Origin of the sequence: Streptomyces hirsutus (assembly GCF_001418415.1) — a bacterium.
GTDB classification, from domain to species: domain Bacteria; phylum Actinomycetota; class Actinomycetes; order Streptomycetales; family Streptomycetaceae; genus Streptomyces; species Streptomyces hirsutus.
In genome coordinates this window covers 17,899-33,475 of sequence record NZ_LIQT01000146.1, presented here as the reverse complement: position 1 = coordinate 33,475, position 15,577 = coordinate 17,899, and the positions used below count along the sequence as shown (strand labels likewise).

Sequence of the window (15,577 nt, the reverse complement as noted above, 5' to 3'; positions counted from 1 at the left end):
GCGGATGTCCGCTTGACGCGCTGTCCCGAGGCGATCGCGGTCACGATCGCGAGGAGTTCCGCGCGATAGCGGTGCGGGTCGTCCGGGTCGGTGTCCGGAAGTGGCAGCGGGTCGCGGGCGAGCCGCTCCTCCCGGATCGCGTGCACCTCGGCGCGGATGTCGGCGGCGTCGATGTGGGACTGGCTGCGGCCCAGCCGGGTCACGGCCTCCCGTGTATCGGCGACGTCCAGGTCGGCGAGCAGGAGGTGCCAGGCGTCCGTCGTGGTCTCCTCCATATGCATCGCCGGGCACATCGCCGCGACCAGGGCAGTGAGCCCCGCGGTCTCAGCCGGCGTCATCCGTTCCTCCCTTCCGCGGGGGAACGTCCCGGGTGACGCCGGTGCCCCGCTTTCCGCCTCGTCCGCCGGCTGCCGGTACAGGTACAGGACGGTCCCGCAGGCGCAGCGCAGCCGCCCGTCGTTCCCGAGACTCCAGCGGCCGCAGGTGAGGTGACCGGCTTGTGAGATCAGGAACCACAGGGTGGCGGGCGAGTCCCTGTCGGAGCGCGCTGTGGTGGTGGTCATCACGTCTCTCCCCCTCCGAGGGCGAGCAGCCGGCGCAGGTCTATCTCGCCGGTGTCCCAAGCCCGGGCGACCCGTTCCGCTCCGCCGGGCACGGGCCGCAGGCTGAACGAACGCGGTTCGGGGGCCGGCGCCACCGCCAGTCCCGGGATCACCTCGCCGGTGTGCGGGTCGGCGACCGGGCCGAAGCAGGCGAGCCGGCCGAAGAACTCCCGCTTCCAGGCGGGGCGCACCTGGACCAGGGTCTCCACCTCGCCGGGGTGGTTCGCGGCCACCCAGGCGGTGAAGGCGTTCTCGTCGGCGACCACGACCGTCGGCTGGGGGTCGATGAGCGTGAGAGTGGCGATCGGGGTGTCGTCCGGCAGGGTCACCCGCATCGACTTGAGGGCGAGCTCGGCGCGAGCCGCGCGCAGCCCGTGGAGAACCGCGCGGCGCTCGGCCCGGTACTCGGCCTCCACCGCGTCGCGCAGCACCCTGAGCACGACGACCCGGGTGGCGCGGTCCCGGAGGTTCACGCGGCCTCACCCTTCTGCTCGGTCCCCTTTCCGGCCTCTTTCTTCGCCTCGGTGCCGCGGCGCACGATGAGCTCGCCCAGCGTGGTCGATCCCCCGGCGGGGTCCAGGACGGCGGCGGCGAGCAGGTTGTGCCGGCGCACCTCCTCGTAGAGGCCGCGGAGCTCCTCGTAGGTGGCGTGCGGGGCGGTGGCGGTCGTGAGGTAGTCGGACGCGCTCGGGGTGGGCTTGCCGGCGTTGAGCCACTCCAGGACGGCCTCGGCGAACGCCGCGTCCGGCTTGCGGATGACGAGCCCGGAGAGCGGCTTCGCCCGGGACTTGGAGATCACCAGGGTGTTGTCGTGGTCGAGGTCACCGACGATGTCGAACTCGTACTCGATGCCCTCCCGCTGCTCAGGCTTGAGCCCGACCTTGCGCGGCACCTTGCGCCCGCGCTCGTCTGCTTCCACGACGTACTCGGTCTTGGTACGCATGGTGGCGATGAGGTGGCCGGGGTAGGCGAGCAGGGCGTCGATCATCGCCCGCTCCAGGGGGCGGGCCTCCCTCCAGCCGGCGAAGGTGTTGCCTCCCGCGATGCGCTTCGCGGCGTTGTCGACCTGCTCCAGCATCCCGCCCGAGCCGGACCAGAAGTGCGAGAGCGAGTCGACGATCACGACGTCGTAGCCGTCGTGGGCGGCCACCGCGAGCGCCTCGACGAGCGCGGGTGGCTCGAACGTCGTGAGCGGGAGGGTGTCGAAGGCGAACTCGTCGGCGTACTTGGAAGCGCTGCCGTGCTCGGTGTCGATCAGGGCGATCCGGTCGCCGATCCCGGTGCCGAGGACGAGTGCGGTGTAGGTCTTGCCCGACCCGGTGGGCCCGGTGAGCGCGATGCGGGCCTTGGCCTGTTCCTTGGTGGCGGGGATGAAGGTGAAGCTGTTCACGCCGTTCTCCTCTGGCGCATCCGACGGCGGTTCGGGGTGGGCTCGGGGAGGGACAGGACACCGTCCTCACCCGGCAAGACGTACACCCGCAGGGCCGAGGGCTCCGTTCGAATGTCAGTTCGAAATTGCTTGGAGTCCCACGCTAGGCACGAAGAGAGGCGCAAATCAACAGTTTGCTCACAAAAAATTACTGACAACCTTTATGTCCGTATCGGGGCTCGAAATGAGTGCGTCTGCGCCAGTGCCGCGGCCGGATCGACCGAGGCGCGCATCCGGTAAGGACCGGACCCGATCGCCGACCGCCTCGACGAGGTCGGTCCTGCCCTGGCCGTCGGGGCCGACGAAAGTGGTGACGCCCGGGGCGAGCGGGACCTCGACCCCGGCGTACGGCGGAAGTCGGCGAGCGACAGGTGCCCTACGCGCGTGTCATGCTGCGGCTCGACGCCGCCGGCCTCCCTGCACGTGGGTGGTGATTGCTTCTTGTTCTCGACGACGTGGCCACCGAACTGGATGCGCGGCGATCCTCTTCAGTGCGGGCCTTCCCGCCCGCCGGCGGGACCACCTTGCCGCGGCGGGACGAGGCCGAGGTGCTCCCACGCGGCGGGCATGGCGATCCGTCCGCGCGGGGTGCGGGCGAGCAGCCCCTCCCGTACGAGGAAGGGCTCGGCCACCTCCGCGACGGTCTCCCGCTCCTCCCCCACCGCGACGGCGAGCGTGGACAGCCCGACCGGTCCGCCGCCGAAGAGCTTGAGCAGCGCCTGCAGCACCGCGCGGTCCAGCCGGTCGAGACCGCGGGCGTCGACCTCGTAGACCGCCAGGGCCGCCTCGGCGACCTCACGGGTGACCACGCCATCAGCCCTGACCTGGGCGTAGTCGCGGACGCGGCGCAACAGGCGGTTGGCGATGCGGGGCGTGCCGCGCGACCGGCCGGCGACCTCCGCGGCACCCTCGGACGTTGTCTCCACCTCCAGCAGCCGGGCGGAGCGGTGGACGACGCGTTCCAGCTCGGTGGGCTCGTAGAACTCCATGTGCGCGGTGAAGCCGAAGCGGTCGCGCAGCGGCGGCGGCAGCAGACCCGCCCGTACGGTGGCGCCGACCAGGGTGAAGGGGGGCAGCTCGAGGGGGATGGCGGTGGCGCCGGGGCCCTTGCCGACGATGACGTCGACGCGGAAGTCCTCCATCGCCATGTAGAGCATCTCCTCGGCGGGCCGGGACATGCGGTGGATCTCGTCGAGGAAGAGGACCTCGCCCTCCTGCAGGGAGGACAGGATCGCGGCCAGGTCGCCCGCGTGCTGGATGGCCGGCCCCGAGGTGATGCGGAGGGGGGCCTCCATCTCGGCCGCGATGATCATGGAGAGGGTGGTCTTGCCGAGGCCGGGGGCACCGGAGAGCAGCACGTGATCGGCGGTGGCCCCCCGCGCGCGGGCCGCGCGCAGCACCAGGTCGAGCTGCTCGCGCACCTTCTCCTGGCCGATGAACTCGTTCAGGTCCTTGGGGCGCAGGGCGGCCTCGACGGCCTGGTCCTCCCCGTCGGCGACCGATCCCACCAACCGCTCGATGAGGGCGGCGGTTTCGGCTTCGTCCCGGGTCATGCGGTCCACTCCTCTCAGTGGGCGCGGTGCAGCGTGCGCAGGGCGGTGCGCAGCAGCTGCGACACCTTCGGGGCGGCGCCGTCGGCCGCGGCGGCCTCGGCGGCGGGGGTGACGGTGGCGATGGCCTCGTCGGCCTCGTGCGCGGAGTATCCGAGGCCGACCAGCGCCGCGCGTAGTTGTTCGCTCCAGGGCTCGGGAGCGGCGGCGCCGGCCGGGTGGCTGGTCGCGGCGGCCCCCGTCGGCTCGCCGAGCCGGCCGGCGAGCTCCAGCAGCAGCCGCTGGGTGCCCTTCCTGCCGATGCCGGGCACGGCGGTGAGCGCCTTTTCGTCGCCCTGGGCGACCGCGCGCCGCAGCGCGTCCGGGGTGTGCACCGCCAGCATGGCCTGGGCCAGGCGCGGCCCGACGCCGCTGGCGGTCTGCAGCAGCTCGAAGGTCTGCCGCTCGTCGTCGTCCGCGAAGCCGTAGAGGGTGAGCGAGTTCTCGCGCACGACCAGGGAGACGGCGAGTCTGGCCTGCCGGCCGATGCGGAGCCCGGACAGGGTGTTGGGCGTGCACTGGACGGCCATGCCGACGCCGCCGACCTCGACGACCGCGGTGTCGGGGGCGAGCGCGGCAACCGGGCCGCTGACGAAGGCGATCATCGGATCGTGTCCTTCCGAAGTCGTGCGCGTGCGGGAGCGGTGCGGGCGACGGCGTGCGCCTGCTGCAGGCGGTTCAACGCCGGGGCGCGCCAGATGTGGCAGATGGCGAGCGCCAGGGCGTCGGCCGGCTCGGGCGGGGCGTCGAGCCGCAGCAGCCGGGTGACCGTGGCGCCGACCTGGGCCTTGCCTGCACCTCCGCCGCCGATGACTGCGGCCTTCACTTCGCTGGAGGTGTGCCAGGTGACGGGCAGGCCGCGCCGGGCCGCGCACAGGATCGCGACCGCGCTCGCCTGCCCGGCGCCCATCACGGTGCGCACGTTGTACCGGTTGGACACCCGCATCACGGCGACGGCTTCGGGTTGGTGCTCGTCCAGCCACCGCTCGATGCCGCGCTCGATGAGGAGGAGGCGGTGGCCGATCTCCGCGTCCGCCGGGGTGCGGAGGACGCCGGCGGCCGTCACTGTGAGCGGTCCTCCGGGCGCGCCGTCGACCACCCCGAGGCCGCAGCGGGTCAGCCCCGGGTCCACGCCGAGCACTCGCACGGCGCCCTCTCCGACGGGCGAAGTCTTCATGATCGAGCCACGCTTGTCATTGGGTCGTGTTGGCGCTGGTCGGGGGGTGAGCCCACTCCGCGGATGCAGGGCGGGCCCTCCGGGCATATCGCGCGACGCAGACGGAGTCCGCCTGCGAAGCTCGATGCGGACATGGGGAGATGTTCCGTGGGATCCGGCCGGCAATGCGTGGATTTCCACATATGTCCGGCGGACCCTGGACTTCATAGTAGCTCGAACAGATGTGCGATGAAGGTGTGACGGTCACGCGGGACCGGAGACCGCTCGTCCGCCCTGACCGCCCGGTCACAAGTCGCCGCCGCGGAGAGGGCGTGGCCGCCGGGAGCCGTACGACGATCGCCCACCGCCCGTCCTTCCGCTGCGCCGAGTGCGGCCGGACCACCGCCAAGCGGCTCGGCCGGTGCCCCGAGCGCCAGGCGTGGGACACCCTCGAGGAGTCCGGCGGCGCGCGCCCGATGCGTACGACCGTGCCCAGCCGGGCCACCACGCCCGCACGGCCCGTCGCGCAGGTCGACGGCCGCTCGGCGACCGCCCTCAGCACGAGCGTGCCCGGGCTGGACCGGGTACTCGACGGCGGCCCGGTCCCCGGCGCCACGAGTGACACCCCGCCGCAGAAGAACCTCGTGGCGATCGGCGAGGTGGGCCTGGCCGGCGAGGTCCGGCGAGTCACCGGCGCGCAGCGGCGGCCGGCCGAGGCGGCCCGGCCGGACTTCACCCGTGCGCTCGTCGCCCTGACCCCGGCAAGGCCCCGGCGGGGATGAAGGTCACCGAGGCGGCCGGCGTGGAAAAGGCCTTGCGGGTGCTGTCCCGCCCATCGGCCGGCACCCCGAACCCGCCGGACCCACCGGACCGATCGCCTCGGAACCGGCCCGGTGGATTCGGGAAAGGCCCGGCGTAGGGTCGGAGTGTGTCCCCGTCCGAGAGCTCCGCCGCACCGGACGCGGCCCCGCCCTCGGCACCTCGGCCCGCCCCGAGGACGCCGTCGTCGCTGTCGCCGTCCCGCGCGGACGACTTCATGACCTGCCCGCTGCGCTACCGGCTCCGGGTGATCGACAAGCTGCCGGAGCCGCCGAGCGAGGCGGCGGCCCGGGGCGCTGTGGTGCATGCGGTGCTGGAGCGGCTCTTCGACGTGCCGGCCGGGCGGCGCACTCCGGACCGTGCCCGCGCGTTGCTGCGCCCGGAGTGGGAGCGGCTGCTGGGCAGGCGGCCCGAGCTGGCCGGCCTTTTCCCGGAGGACACGGACGGCGCGGCGCCGGCCGCTTGGCTGGCCGAGGCGGAACAGCTGCTCGACCAGTACTTCCGGATGGAGGACCCGAACCGGTTGGAGCCCGCCGGGCGCGAGCTGTACGTGGAGACGGTGCTGGAGTCGGGTCTCAAGCTGCGCGGGATCATCGACCGGGTGGACGTCGCCCCGACCGGCGAGGTCCGCGTGGTGGACTACAAGACCGGCAAGGCGCCCCCGCCGGACTTCGAGCACCGGGCCATGTTCCAGATGAAGTTCTACGCCCTGGTGCTCTGGAGGCGGCGCGGGGTGGTCCCGCGCCGCCTCCAACTGGTCTATCTGGGCAGCGGCGACGTGGTGACGTACGACCCGGACGAGGCGGACCTGCGGGCGGTGGAGCGGAAGCTGCGGGCGCTGTGGGCGGCGATCCAGCGGGCGGTGGCGACGGGCGAGTGGCACCCCAGCCCGAGCCGATTCTGTGACTGGTGCGGCTATCAGGCCTTCTGCCCCGCGTTCGGCGGCACCCCGCCGCCCTACCCCTTGGCCGTCGCCACCGTCCCGGCCATGGGGGACAACGAGCACCCGACAGCGCCCGCCGAGGCCGAACCGCCCACCCGGGAGCGGCTCGCCGGAGGAGGGGCAGAGAAGGACCGTCGACCCGAGCACAGCGGTCCGGCCTGACGCCCTCCAAGACCTGCTGGGGTGCTGGACCGGCACCGGCGGCGGAGTACGCCACCCATCCTCCTGTCGGCTGCCTTCCCGCGGGGTTCCGACGGGAGTCTCGTTGGGCGACGTAGGCGAATCGCGGGACGCGCCGATCCAATTACCGCAAATATGACTATAAGACATGTGTTATAGGTTCATGCACTCACATACGCGGCGCGCCTTGCTCGGCGCCTCGATCACGGCCATCGGCTCGGGAGTCCTGGCCGCCTGTTCCGGACCCGGCTCGCACTCCGGACCCGGCTCGCACTCCGGACCCGGTCCCCATCCCGCGTCCGGTTCACCCTCCGAAACCGACACCCGCTCAGGGGCCAGGGACCCCGGCCACCGCGACAGTGGTTTCGTTCCCAAGGGACCCAAGGGATACGTGAACCCGTCCGACCCCGAGGTCGTCGCTGCCGAGAGGGAACGCGGGTCCGGCCCCCTGCGCACGTTCACGTTGACTGCCACCGAGACGTCCTTCGACCTGGGCGGGCGGACTGTCAGGTCATGGGCGTACGGTGACACGCTGCCCGGCAAGGAGATCCGGATCACCGCGGGTGACATTCTCAATCTCACGCTCGTCAACCACCTGTCCGTAACGACGACGCTGCACTCGCACGGTGTCCGTATGCGCTGCGACATGGACGGCGTACCGGGCCTGACCCAGCCCTCCATCAAGCCCGGCGCGGACTTCACCTACCGCTTCGCCGTGTCGCATCCGGGCACGTACTGGCTGCATTCACACTCGGGAATGCAGCTCGACCGCGGCATGTACGCCCCTCTGATCGTCGAGGACCCCAAGGAACCATTGTCCTACGACAAGGAATGGGTCGTCGTCCTGGACGACTGGTTGGACGGCGTGGACGGCTCCACTCCGGACGGCGTGCTCGCGCAGTTGCACAACGGCAAAAGCGTCCAGATGGACATGGGTGAGAGCACTGCACATGACGGTTCCGGCCACGGCAGCTCCGCCGGTAAGCCCGTCGGTCCCTCCCGCGTCCTGCGGAAGGGGCACAGCGACATGCTGCGCAGCGCGGGCGGTCATGTCGACCACCCGTACTATCTGATCAACGGCCGCCTTCCAAAAGCCCCTTCGGTTTTCCGGGCCCGCCCCGGGGACCGGATCCGGTTGCGGATCATCAACGCCGGGAGCGACACGGCTTTCCGGGTGGCGCTCGGCGGCCACGAGATGACCGTGACGCACACGGACGGCTACCCGGTCGAGCACAAGCAGACGGACACACTGCTGCTGGGCATGGCCGAACGCTACGACGTGCTCATCACCGCCAAGGACGGGGTGTTCCCGCTGGTCGCGCTCGCCGAAGGCAAGAACGCGAGGGCTCTGGCAGTCCTGCGCACCGGCAGCGGAAGCCTCCCTGAACACTCCGCACATCCGGAAGAGCTCGATGGCCGGTTCGTGCCGGCCAGGCTGTTCGTGCCGACCGAATCCGTAGCCCTCTGCGACCGCCCCCCGGACCGCGAGCTGCGCTTCAAAATGACCGGCAACATGAGGAAGTTCAACTGGAGCTTCGACCATCAGCCCTACTCCATCGAACAACGCCACCCTGTCCGAGAGGGAGAACGGGTCCGCCTGACTCTCATCAACACCACCGATATGTGGCATCCCATGCATCTGCACGGCCACACCTTCGCCCTCACCGGCATGAATGCGGCCGGAGCCCGCAAGGACACCTCCCTGGTACTGCCGCATCACAGACTTGTCGTCGAGTTCAACGCCGACAACCCGGGCCTGTGGATGCTCCACTGCCACAACCAGTACCACTCCGAATCCGGAATGATGACCAACCTCGGCTACCTGAAATGACGACGGCGTCGACTTTCCTGCCGGCTGCGGGTACTCGAGACCGCGGAGACGCGCCTGTGGCGGAACGTCCGCGGTACGGCTACGCGCCTGAAGCGTGCTGCAGAAAGTCGGCATCAGGGCATCTCTCCTGCATGGACGGGGTGTTGAGGGCTGAGCGGGTGTGGGTGGAGACGTTCACCGGCTTGCGGGGCGATCAGTTCGGTCGGCTGCTCAAAGCGGTCCGGGAACGCGGCGGTGACGGCTGCGGGTGGGGCCGCTCTGGCGGCTTCCGTCGGCCGGGCGGGGGCTGCCGGGTGGTCGTGTACCACCGCGCGGACCTCACCGTGCGGCAGCTCGCCCCGCTGTCCGGCGTCTCGCCCGTGACCGTGTGCCGGGTGATCCAGCGGCTCGGTCCGCCACTTGGCGCTCGAGCCGACACGGGCCCCGCAGGATGCGGCCGAGCGGTTGTGGATCGTGGACGCCGACCGCGCCCGGTGGTGGCGACCGCCGGTCCGGCGCCCGGCGCCACCGCGGACGCCGAAGCCCGGTGGGACTCCGGTCCGGCCGGGCACTGCCAGGGCGTAACGGTGCTCGGCGACGGCGCCTACATCAACACCGGCCTCGTCGCGTGCCGCATCGCAGACGCCCCGAACGGCCACTGCTCAAGGCCGAGGAAGAAGGCAACGCGCAGCACCGCAAGGTCCGCGCCCGCGTCGAGCACCTCGTCTCCCGCGTGAAGAACCGGCGGGCACCGGCCCGCCGCCCCGGCTGCCGCGAGCACATGCGCGACCTCCTCCAAGCCGTCGCGGGCTCGCTCTCCCCTCAGCAGGCCGCGGACCTGATCCGGACACGGCAGATGTGAACATCGCCCCCGGCCGAAGCCCACGACGTCTCAGCGCCTACCGTGCACGAACCCGTCAGGCGCAGAACCCCGTGTGTCTTCTCATCCTGACGACAACGAAGCCGTGCAGCGGAAGGACGTCAGCTGCTCGTGGTCAAGTCGGCGCAGCGGGCCACGACACGGGCGAGATCGCCCTCTTCGGCCAGCAGTCGGCGTTGCGTACGCGCCCCGCTGCCCTGTTCCAGGAGGCGGGCGATGCCCTCGCGGGCGAGATCGTCGTCGCCGTGGTCCACCAGCACCTCGCGAACGTGCTGGTACAGGGCCTGCACCGCTCTGGCAGCGGAGGTCTCGCGCATGGTCTCGGGGTGCAGGAGGGGACCGTCGAGACCCGAGCGTCCCGCTCGCCACGAAGCGAGGCGCAGCAGACCCGCCCCGATCCTGTCCGGCGGTACCCCGTCCTGCCAGGCCCGGGCGGACGTCTCCACCAGGGCACGCGCGAGCGCGGCCAGCAGCACAGGCGCAGACGCGTCCAGGCACACGTCCGCCACACGGATCTCCACGGTGGGATACGAGGCGGAGAGCCGGGCATCGAAGTAGACCATGCCCTCGTCGCGGAGAACCCCCGTCTCGACCATGGCGGTAACCTGCTCGTGGTAGCGGTCGGCGGATCCGAAGATCTCGACCGGCCCGGCGGACGGCCAGCGGTTCCACACCCGGCTGCGATAGCTGCCGTAGCCGGTGTCCTGCCCCTGCCAGAAAGGCGAGTTCGCGCTCATCGCCGTCAGAACCGCCAGCCACGGGCGTATGCGGTCCAGGACAGCCACACCCTCCTCGTCGGAGTCCACCGACACGTGCACATGACAGCCACAGGTCAACTGCTCCTGAGCCGTCACCCCAAACTGCTCACCCAGCCACCGGTAACGGGTACCGGTGCTCAACGACGGCTCGACAGCCAACGGCGAAGTCGCCACAGCCACCACCCTCGCACCGGCAGTGTCCGCATACCGCGCCGCCTCCTCACGACAGCGGGTGATCTCCTCCTGGAGCCGGCCCATCTCCGTCACCGGCTCGGTCGCGAACTCCATCTGCTCCTGTTGCAGCTCCCCCTCGAACTGGTGGTCCTTCGCCCCGTCCCCGCCGTGCTGCCAGGTCCGGCGGTCGGCAGCCGCGAGCGCCGCGCCGGCGACGGCGACCGGCTCACCACTGTTCGGGTCCACCAGCAGCAGTTCCTCTTCCACACCCACGCTTCGCATGCCGTCGCCCCTTGTCTCCTGCTCACAGTCTCCGGTCCCGCCCGGATCGTGGCAGGCAGATGCCCCCGCGACGACGCGCCATGCCTGGAGGGGCCGCCGGGCCCGCTGCCGACGGCAGTGGGGCCTCGATGCGTCCGCCGACGGCCCGGGACTCCGAGGCAGGCTGCTGAACGGTTGCCGAGTCGGGGACATTACAGCCTAGGACAGCCGGAAGACACCACCACTCCGGAAGACACAAGGCGAAGGGATCTTCTACCTGGGTCGCTATCCGCTCGTACACGGTCCTCTCCACCGTTTCTTCGCCCTCGGCGGAGTACTGCGCGCTGCGCTCGACGGTTTCGACGTCCGAGGAAACGTGGAGAACGACGGCGTCCGGGTCGTCATCGACATCGACATCGACGAATATCACCAGCTTCCCGTCCGTCGGGAAGTCGATGTCCAGCACGTCTGTGGAGCAGCGCCGCGCAGGCGACGGTCACCGCGTGCGGCTCGAGGGCGGGCCACTCCGCGTCGGCGGGCAGGTGGGGCGGGCCGCCGGCACGGGCGGCCGGCACGGGCGGCCGGGCGGGCGCCTTCTGTCCGCGGCGACGTAGTCGTCGAGGATCTCGCCGACGGCCTCACGCAGCCGCTGAGCGATCCCATCGGCGACCTCGGGGCCGCATACGATCTGACAGCCAATGGTGTGAGAACCCGGGCGTCGCTCACCCAGGGCTGCCGAAATGGTCTCCCACGTCAGAGCTGGGGGGCGCCTCTTCCGCGCGTTGGGCATGTAGGCGCCACGATGCCGCCGGCCCCGCTGGGCCCGGTCGGGCGGCGGACAGCCCGGAAATGCCGTCGTCGGTCGCCCACCATGCCGGTGCGGCGGGCACCGGCCTGACGCCGATGCCCGCCGCCGGTTTTTCACCGGTTCAGCTGTAAGGGATCACCAGCACGGACTTGTCCGTGCCCGTCTGGAGCTTCGAGGTGCCGTTGCCGATGGCACTCCACACCTCGAGGCGTACGGTGCCGCCGTCCAGATTGCGCGGTGTGCCCGTGGACGCCTTGAGACCGCGTGCCTGCGTGTACTCCTCCCAGCCGGTGACCGGGTCGGTCGCGAAGTAGTGGTACGTCTCGGTCCGGTCGAAGGTGCCGTCGCCGGTGAAGTCGTAGCTGATCCGGGCCTGCTGGCCGAGTCCGACCGTGCTGCCCGCGTCCACCTGGAGCCGGAAGGCGGTCTGGGCGCCCGGGGCGAGGGTGCCGTTGACGCCGCGGACCTCGTAGGCGAGGGGCTGATACGGGGTGCCGTCGTGGTTGGCGCCGCCGCCGGAGGCGATGGTGTCGCTGCCCGCGGTGCCGCCGGTCGCCGTGGTCAGGGCGCCACCGCTGCGCAGCTGGAAGGTGTTGCCGGTCGGCGGTTCCGGGTCGGGGTCGGGGTCGGGGTCCCCCGATCCGGTCCCGGTGCCGCTCGCGGTGGAACGGGCCGGCACGGAGAGGGTCTTGCCGTCGGAGAAGGTGACGGTGCGGGCCGTCGATCCGTGGTTGTGGGCCGCGTAGGTCCGGGTCGTTCCCTTGGTGAAGACGGCGGAGGTGGGGATGTCACCGGTCACGGTGGCGTCCGGGGCGCCGAGGGTGTCGAGGGTGTTGATCCAGTGGTAGGTGTGCGCCTTCGACTCCCCCTGCTCCGGGGTGTAGCCGGCGTGGCCCGCGTCCCATTTCGCCTTGGCCGCGCCCGGGTCGGCCAAGGACTGGAACTCCCAGAGGATGTCGCGCCATTCGACGGCCGGGCCGCCGTTCTCCCGCTCCATCTCGGCGATGTTGCGCCGGATCGCGGCCTTCTCACCGCCGAGGTGGAGCGATCCGCCGGTCACGGGCAGGACGTTGATGCCGTGGATCTCCTCGGGGTTGGCGGTCCACCAGGTGGCGTAGGCGGCGCCGCTGCCCCACACCATGCCGGCCGTGTCGTGGCCGAACGAGGACGGGAAGACCTGCTCGTCGGCGTCGAACCAGTACTGGGCGATCGACTCCGACTCGGTGGTCAGCAGAAAGGTACCGAGGTCACGCAGCGAGGTGTCACCGGTCGCGGAGCCCCACAGGACGAGGGCCGCACTGAGGTTGGTGGACTCGGAGGAGGACTCCTGGTTGTTGCCGGCGGCGAAACCCTGATGGCCGGAGGCCCAGCTGTGACCCGCGTAGACGTCGAAGCCGCGCAGGAAGGGGAAGGCGGTGTCGGTGCGGCTGGGGTTGGCGGTGTCCCGTACGAGGGTCTTGACCATGCCGCCCCAGGCGGAGTCGGCGGCCCATCCCTGGTCGTACTGGGCGACGATCGCCGCCGCGTAGACGTAGTAGCTGTAGTGGAAGTGATGGTCGTTGAGCTCGGTGTCGCTGCCGTAGGAGGCGGGGTAGCCGGTGAGCGTCTTCCAGTCCTTGTCGTAGCTGAACTCGTTCGCGCCTCCCGCCGTGAACCAGTCCTGGAGCTTGCCCTTCATCAGGCCGAGGAGCCTGTCGCGGATGCCGGTCTCGCCGATCTGGTCGGCCATCGGGACGAGCTGGGCGAGGCGGCCGAGGGCCTTGCCGGTCCAGTAGGTGTCGGAGGCTCCGGAGAAGGGGTCGGCGGCGTTCACGACCTCGTTCAGGTAACCGCGCAGTCGGGCGGTGTCCACGCCGTTCGACTTGGGCAGCGCGGGCAGCACCGCGGACGCCTTCTGGCTCGTGGTGAAGGAGGCCGACTCGCGGACCTTCATGGTGCCGCGCGGTGAGACGTAGGTGTAGGAGGTGAGGGGGTCCGTGGTGTTCAGCCACTGGTGGCGGTAGAGCGCCTGGAGCGTGCCGCGCTCGGTTCCTTCCTTCGCCTCGGTGGTGAGCGTGTAGGTGGCCTTGACGGTGCCACCGGTGTAGTTCCAGGTGGCCTTGGAGTCGGTGACGAAGCTGTAGGCGTACTTCTTGAAGGTCGCCAGGGCGCCGGTGGACGGCAGCACGGCGACGGAGAAGTAGTCCTTGGAGCCGAGGCCCGCGGTGACGGTGGAGCCGGCGATGTTCCAGTCGCTGCCGGTCGGCGCGAAGAGGGCGTAGTGATGTCCGGCGACGGTGATGCCGAGGACGTTGCCCTGGTCGGCGAAGACGGTGGGCGCGCCGGCGGTGGTGATCTGGGCGTTGCCGCCGGAGCCCTTGGCGTACACGAACGGGGAGCCGTGGCCGATGGTGGTGCGCAGGGTGCGGGCGCCGTCGGACCACTGGGGGGTGACCGTCCAGTCGGACCAGTCGTCGGCCTTGGTGTCGGGCGAGTTGAGGCCGGTGAGCCCGATGGTGAGGTCGCGCTTGTGGGCGTACTCGTACTGGCGGCCGTCACCGACGATCGCGGGGGTCGTCGGGTAGCCGACGTCGAGTCCGCCGGCCGTGGCCTGGTAGGTGAGGGGGTGTCCGTACATGGGGGTCGAGTACGGGTTGTCGCCGTAGCGCTGGAAGGCGAGGGAGGACCACCAGTCGTTGGTGGGCACGGGCCGGTTCCGGGCGGCGGCGGTCAGCTTGGGCGTGACCGGCGTTCCTGTGTTGGTGGTGGGGCCCGACGTACCGGGGGGCCGGGTGTCGGAGTAGCTGCCGGAGCCTACGGGGACGGTGGCGGCGGCCGCCGGTGCGGCGGCCGGGCCCAGGCCGACGACGGCGAGGGCTGAGGCCAGAAGCAGTATTGCTGCCGGCCTGGTGCGGGGGGATGGCATGCGGCACCTCAAGTCATCACAGGAGGGGGGTCTGAGAGCGCTCTCAGATGGCCGGAACGTAAAGCCCCTGTAATGCACGTGTCAATACATTGAACACAGTGGGTAGTGGGGACCGAGCCCAAATCCGTTATGCCTTCGCGTCTTGACGGTGTGAGCGTGCGGCGGTGCGGCGGCGTGGCCAGGAGGTGGCGTACGAGGGCGCGGCCGGTCTGTTGCAGCAGGTCGGCCGTCGGCCGGCCACCCCTACCTCGCGCACCCGGTTCGTGCGGATCATCACCTGGCTCGGCAACGACAAGCCGTTGACGGCCCGTTAGCATACCGAACTGCTGGACACCGTACGGGAGGTGATGGGGGGACACGGCATTCGCCGCCATCGTCTCCTCCAGCGGCTCAAGGCGCCGTCGACTGCTTCACGAACCGGCCCGTGAGCGCAGTCCGACCACGCCCCGGCCGAGGCGTTCTTTCCCCTTGCAAACCCAGGTGAGGTGGCGCCGCACCTGTTCCTGTGGCTGTGGCTGTGGACCTCGATACCTGCGGGCCCCGGCCGACGCCCGCCCGGCTTCACGCTCTGAACGTGGCACTCTCACTGCGCAGGCGCGAGCCTCCACGGGGCCGGTATACCCCGGCCCTCTGGCCGCTCTCGCTCGTCGCCTCCGTCACCCTCCTCGTCACCGGCCAAGCCGGTCAACGACAACGACGTTCACAAGGCCACCATCACCGCACTCAACCCCGGTCGGCGCCGTCCTCGTCGGGCGCTGCAGGTCGGCCCGGGCTTTGCGGGCGAACGGCATGCTGTGAGCCGCGAGTTCGGTGTGCTGACTCATGGCTTCCAGCCGCGCGGGCGCGGGACGTGGTGGCGGGTGATCGTGGCGTCGGTGGTGCGGCAGAAGCAGGCCACGGTCCACAGGATGGCGTGGGAGAGGGTTTTCTGGGACAGGTCGCGTTCTCCCATGCAAACGGCTTTGGCGATGCCGGAACTTGTCCGCTTTGCCAGGCAGGACAGCGGGGGACGCGGGCCATCTGGGCCGGGGTGGTGGTTTTCCGGTGCCTGCTCCGGCTCGCGGAGCCAGGCGCCTGCCGGCGTGGAAGGCGTCGGCCGCGGCCTGCTGTTCGTCGGTGGGGTTCAGCACGGCGTGGCTCGGGGAGTGGGTGAGGGTGCGTCCGAGGGCGGCGAGGAGAGGGGAAGGGGTGGTGTCGGAGAGCAGGTGCCGCACTGCCCGGTCGAGGCGGTCGGCCTCCTCGACGGCACACCGGGCCGGGGCC

General features: G+C 70.9%; 13 protein-coding genes and 4 pseudogenes. 6 read left to right on the top strand and 11 right to left on the bottom strand.

Annotated features, from left to right (window positions below; genetic code table 11):
* The 7 genes and pseudogenes from AOK11_RS11775 to AOK11_RS11750 all read right to left on the bottom strand — a co-directional run.
* Window positions 1–563, bottom strand: a pseudogene (locus AOK11_RS11775) (hypothetical protein); the annotation flags it as partial.
* The gene (locus AOK11_RS11770; RefSeq protein ID WP_055593623.1) at window positions 563–1,075 is read right to left on the bottom strand and encodes a hypothetical protein; all 513 of its coding nucleotides are present in this window, start codon (window positions 1,073–1,075) and stop codon (window positions 563–565) included. The pseudogene AOK11_RS11775 and the gene AOK11_RS11770, both read right to left, overlap by 1 nt.
* Complete coding sequence (locus tag AOK11_RS11765) at window positions 1,072–1,992, bottom strand: ATP-binding protein (RefSeq protein ID WP_055593622.1); 921 nt, start codon at window positions 1,990–1,992, stop codon at window positions 1,072–1,074. Before AOK11_RS11765 ends, AOK11_RS11770 begins: the two co-directional genes overlap by 4 nt.
* Window positions 1,993–2,286: 294 nt before the next feature.
* Window positions 2,287–2,402: pseudogene (locus AOK11_RS41665) on the bottom strand (DNA replication/repair protein RecF); the annotation flags it as partial.
* Window positions 2,403–2,519: 117 nt separating this feature from the next.
* On the bottom strand, window positions 2,520–3,584 hold the full coding sequence (gene ruvB, locus AOK11_RS11760) for a Holliday junction branch migration DNA helicase RuvB (protein ID WP_055593621.1): 1,065 nt from the start codon (window positions 3,582–3,584) through the stop codon (window positions 2,520–2,522).
* A 14-nt stretch (window positions 3,585–3,598) separates the two neighbouring features.
* Complete coding sequence (gene ruvA, locus AOK11_RS11755; RefSeq protein ID WP_055593620.1) at window positions 3,599–4,225, bottom strand: Holliday junction branch migration protein RuvA; 627 nt, start codon at window positions 4,223–4,225, stop codon at window positions 3,599–3,601.
* On the bottom strand, window positions 4,222–4,767 hold the full coding sequence (locus AOK11_RS11750) for a crossover junction endodeoxyribonuclease RuvC (protein ID WP_055593626.1): 546 nt from the start codon (window positions 4,765–4,767) through the stop codon (window positions 4,222–4,224). The genes ruvA and AOK11_RS11750 overlap by 4 nt, the downstream gene beginning before the upstream one ends.
* Window positions 4,768–5,018: 251 nt before the next feature.
* On the opposite strand from AOK11_RS11750, the pseudogene AOK11_RS46725 reads away from it, so the two are divergent.
* From AOK11_RS46725 to AOK11_RS44735, 5 genes and pseudogenes are all read left to right on the top strand, one after another.
* Window positions 5,019–5,222, top strand: a pseudogene (locus AOK11_RS46725) (hypothetical protein); the annotation flags it as partial.
* Between the two features lie 165 nt (window positions 5,223–5,387).
* Window positions 5,388–5,695: pseudogene (locus AOK11_RS46720) on the top strand (DNA repair protein RadA); the annotation flags it as partial.
* Between the two features lie 9 nt (window positions 5,696–5,704).
* The gene (locus AOK11_RS11740) at window positions 5,705–6,700 is read left to right on the top strand and encodes a RecB family exonuclease (RefSeq protein ID WP_420902982.1); all 996 of its coding nucleotides are present in this window, start codon (window positions 5,705–5,707) and stop codon (window positions 6,698–6,700) included.
* Window positions 6,701–6,881: 181 nt separating this feature from the next.
* Complete coding sequence (locus tag AOK11_RS11735; RefSeq protein WP_055593617.1) at window positions 6,882–8,549, top strand: multicopper oxidase family protein; 1,668 nt, start codon at window positions 6,882–6,884, stop codon at window positions 8,547–8,549.
* A gap of 607 nt (window positions 8,550–9,156) precedes the next feature.
* A complete protein-coding gene (locus AOK11_RS44735) occupies window positions 9,157–9,390 on the top strand; it encodes a transposase (RefSeq protein ID WP_240497302.1) in 234 nt (77 codons plus the stop codon).
* A gap of 119 nt (window positions 9,391–9,509) precedes the next feature.
* Here the strand turns inward: AOK11_RS44735 and AOK11_RS11730 are convergent, their stop codons facing one another.
* From AOK11_RS11730 to AOK11_RS11720, 3 genes are all read right to left on the bottom strand, one after another.
* On the bottom strand, window positions 9,510–10,622 hold the full coding sequence (locus AOK11_RS11730) for a glutamate--cysteine ligase (protein WP_055593616.1): 1,113 nt from the start codon (window positions 10,620–10,622) through the stop codon (window positions 9,510–9,512).
* Between the two features lie 22 nt (window positions 10,623–10,644).
* Window positions 10,645–11,067, bottom strand: coding sequence for a hypothetical protein (locus tag AOK11_RS11725; protein ID WP_055593615.1), 423 nt, complete (start codon window positions 11,065–11,067; stop codon window positions 10,645–10,647).
* Window positions 11,068–11,530: 463 nt separating this feature from the next.
* On the bottom strand, window positions 11,531–14,314 hold the full coding sequence (locus AOK11_RS11720) for a glycosyl hydrolase (RefSeq protein ID WP_055593614.1): 2,784 nt from the start codon (window positions 14,312–14,314) through the stop codon (window positions 11,531–11,533).
* A 164-nt stretch (window positions 14,315–14,478) separates the two neighbouring features.
* On the opposite strand from AOK11_RS11720, the gene AOK11_RS42750 reads away from it, so the two are divergent.
* Window positions 14,479–14,628: a hypothetical protein gene (locus tag AOK11_RS42750; protein WP_157869328.1), complete on the top strand. Its 150-nt coding sequence runs from the start codon at window positions 14,479–14,481 to the stop codon at window positions 14,626–14,628.
* A gap of 506 nt (window positions 14,629–15,134) precedes the next feature.
* On the opposite strand, the gene AOK11_RS46395 is transcribed toward AOK11_RS42750, so the two are convergent.
* Window positions 15,135–15,266, bottom strand: a complete 132-nt coding sequence (locus AOK11_RS46395; protein ID WP_338058920.1) for a hypothetical protein — start codon at window positions 15,264–15,266, stop codon at window positions 15,135–15,137.
* Between the last annotated feature and the right edge of the window lie 311 nt (window positions 15,267–15,577).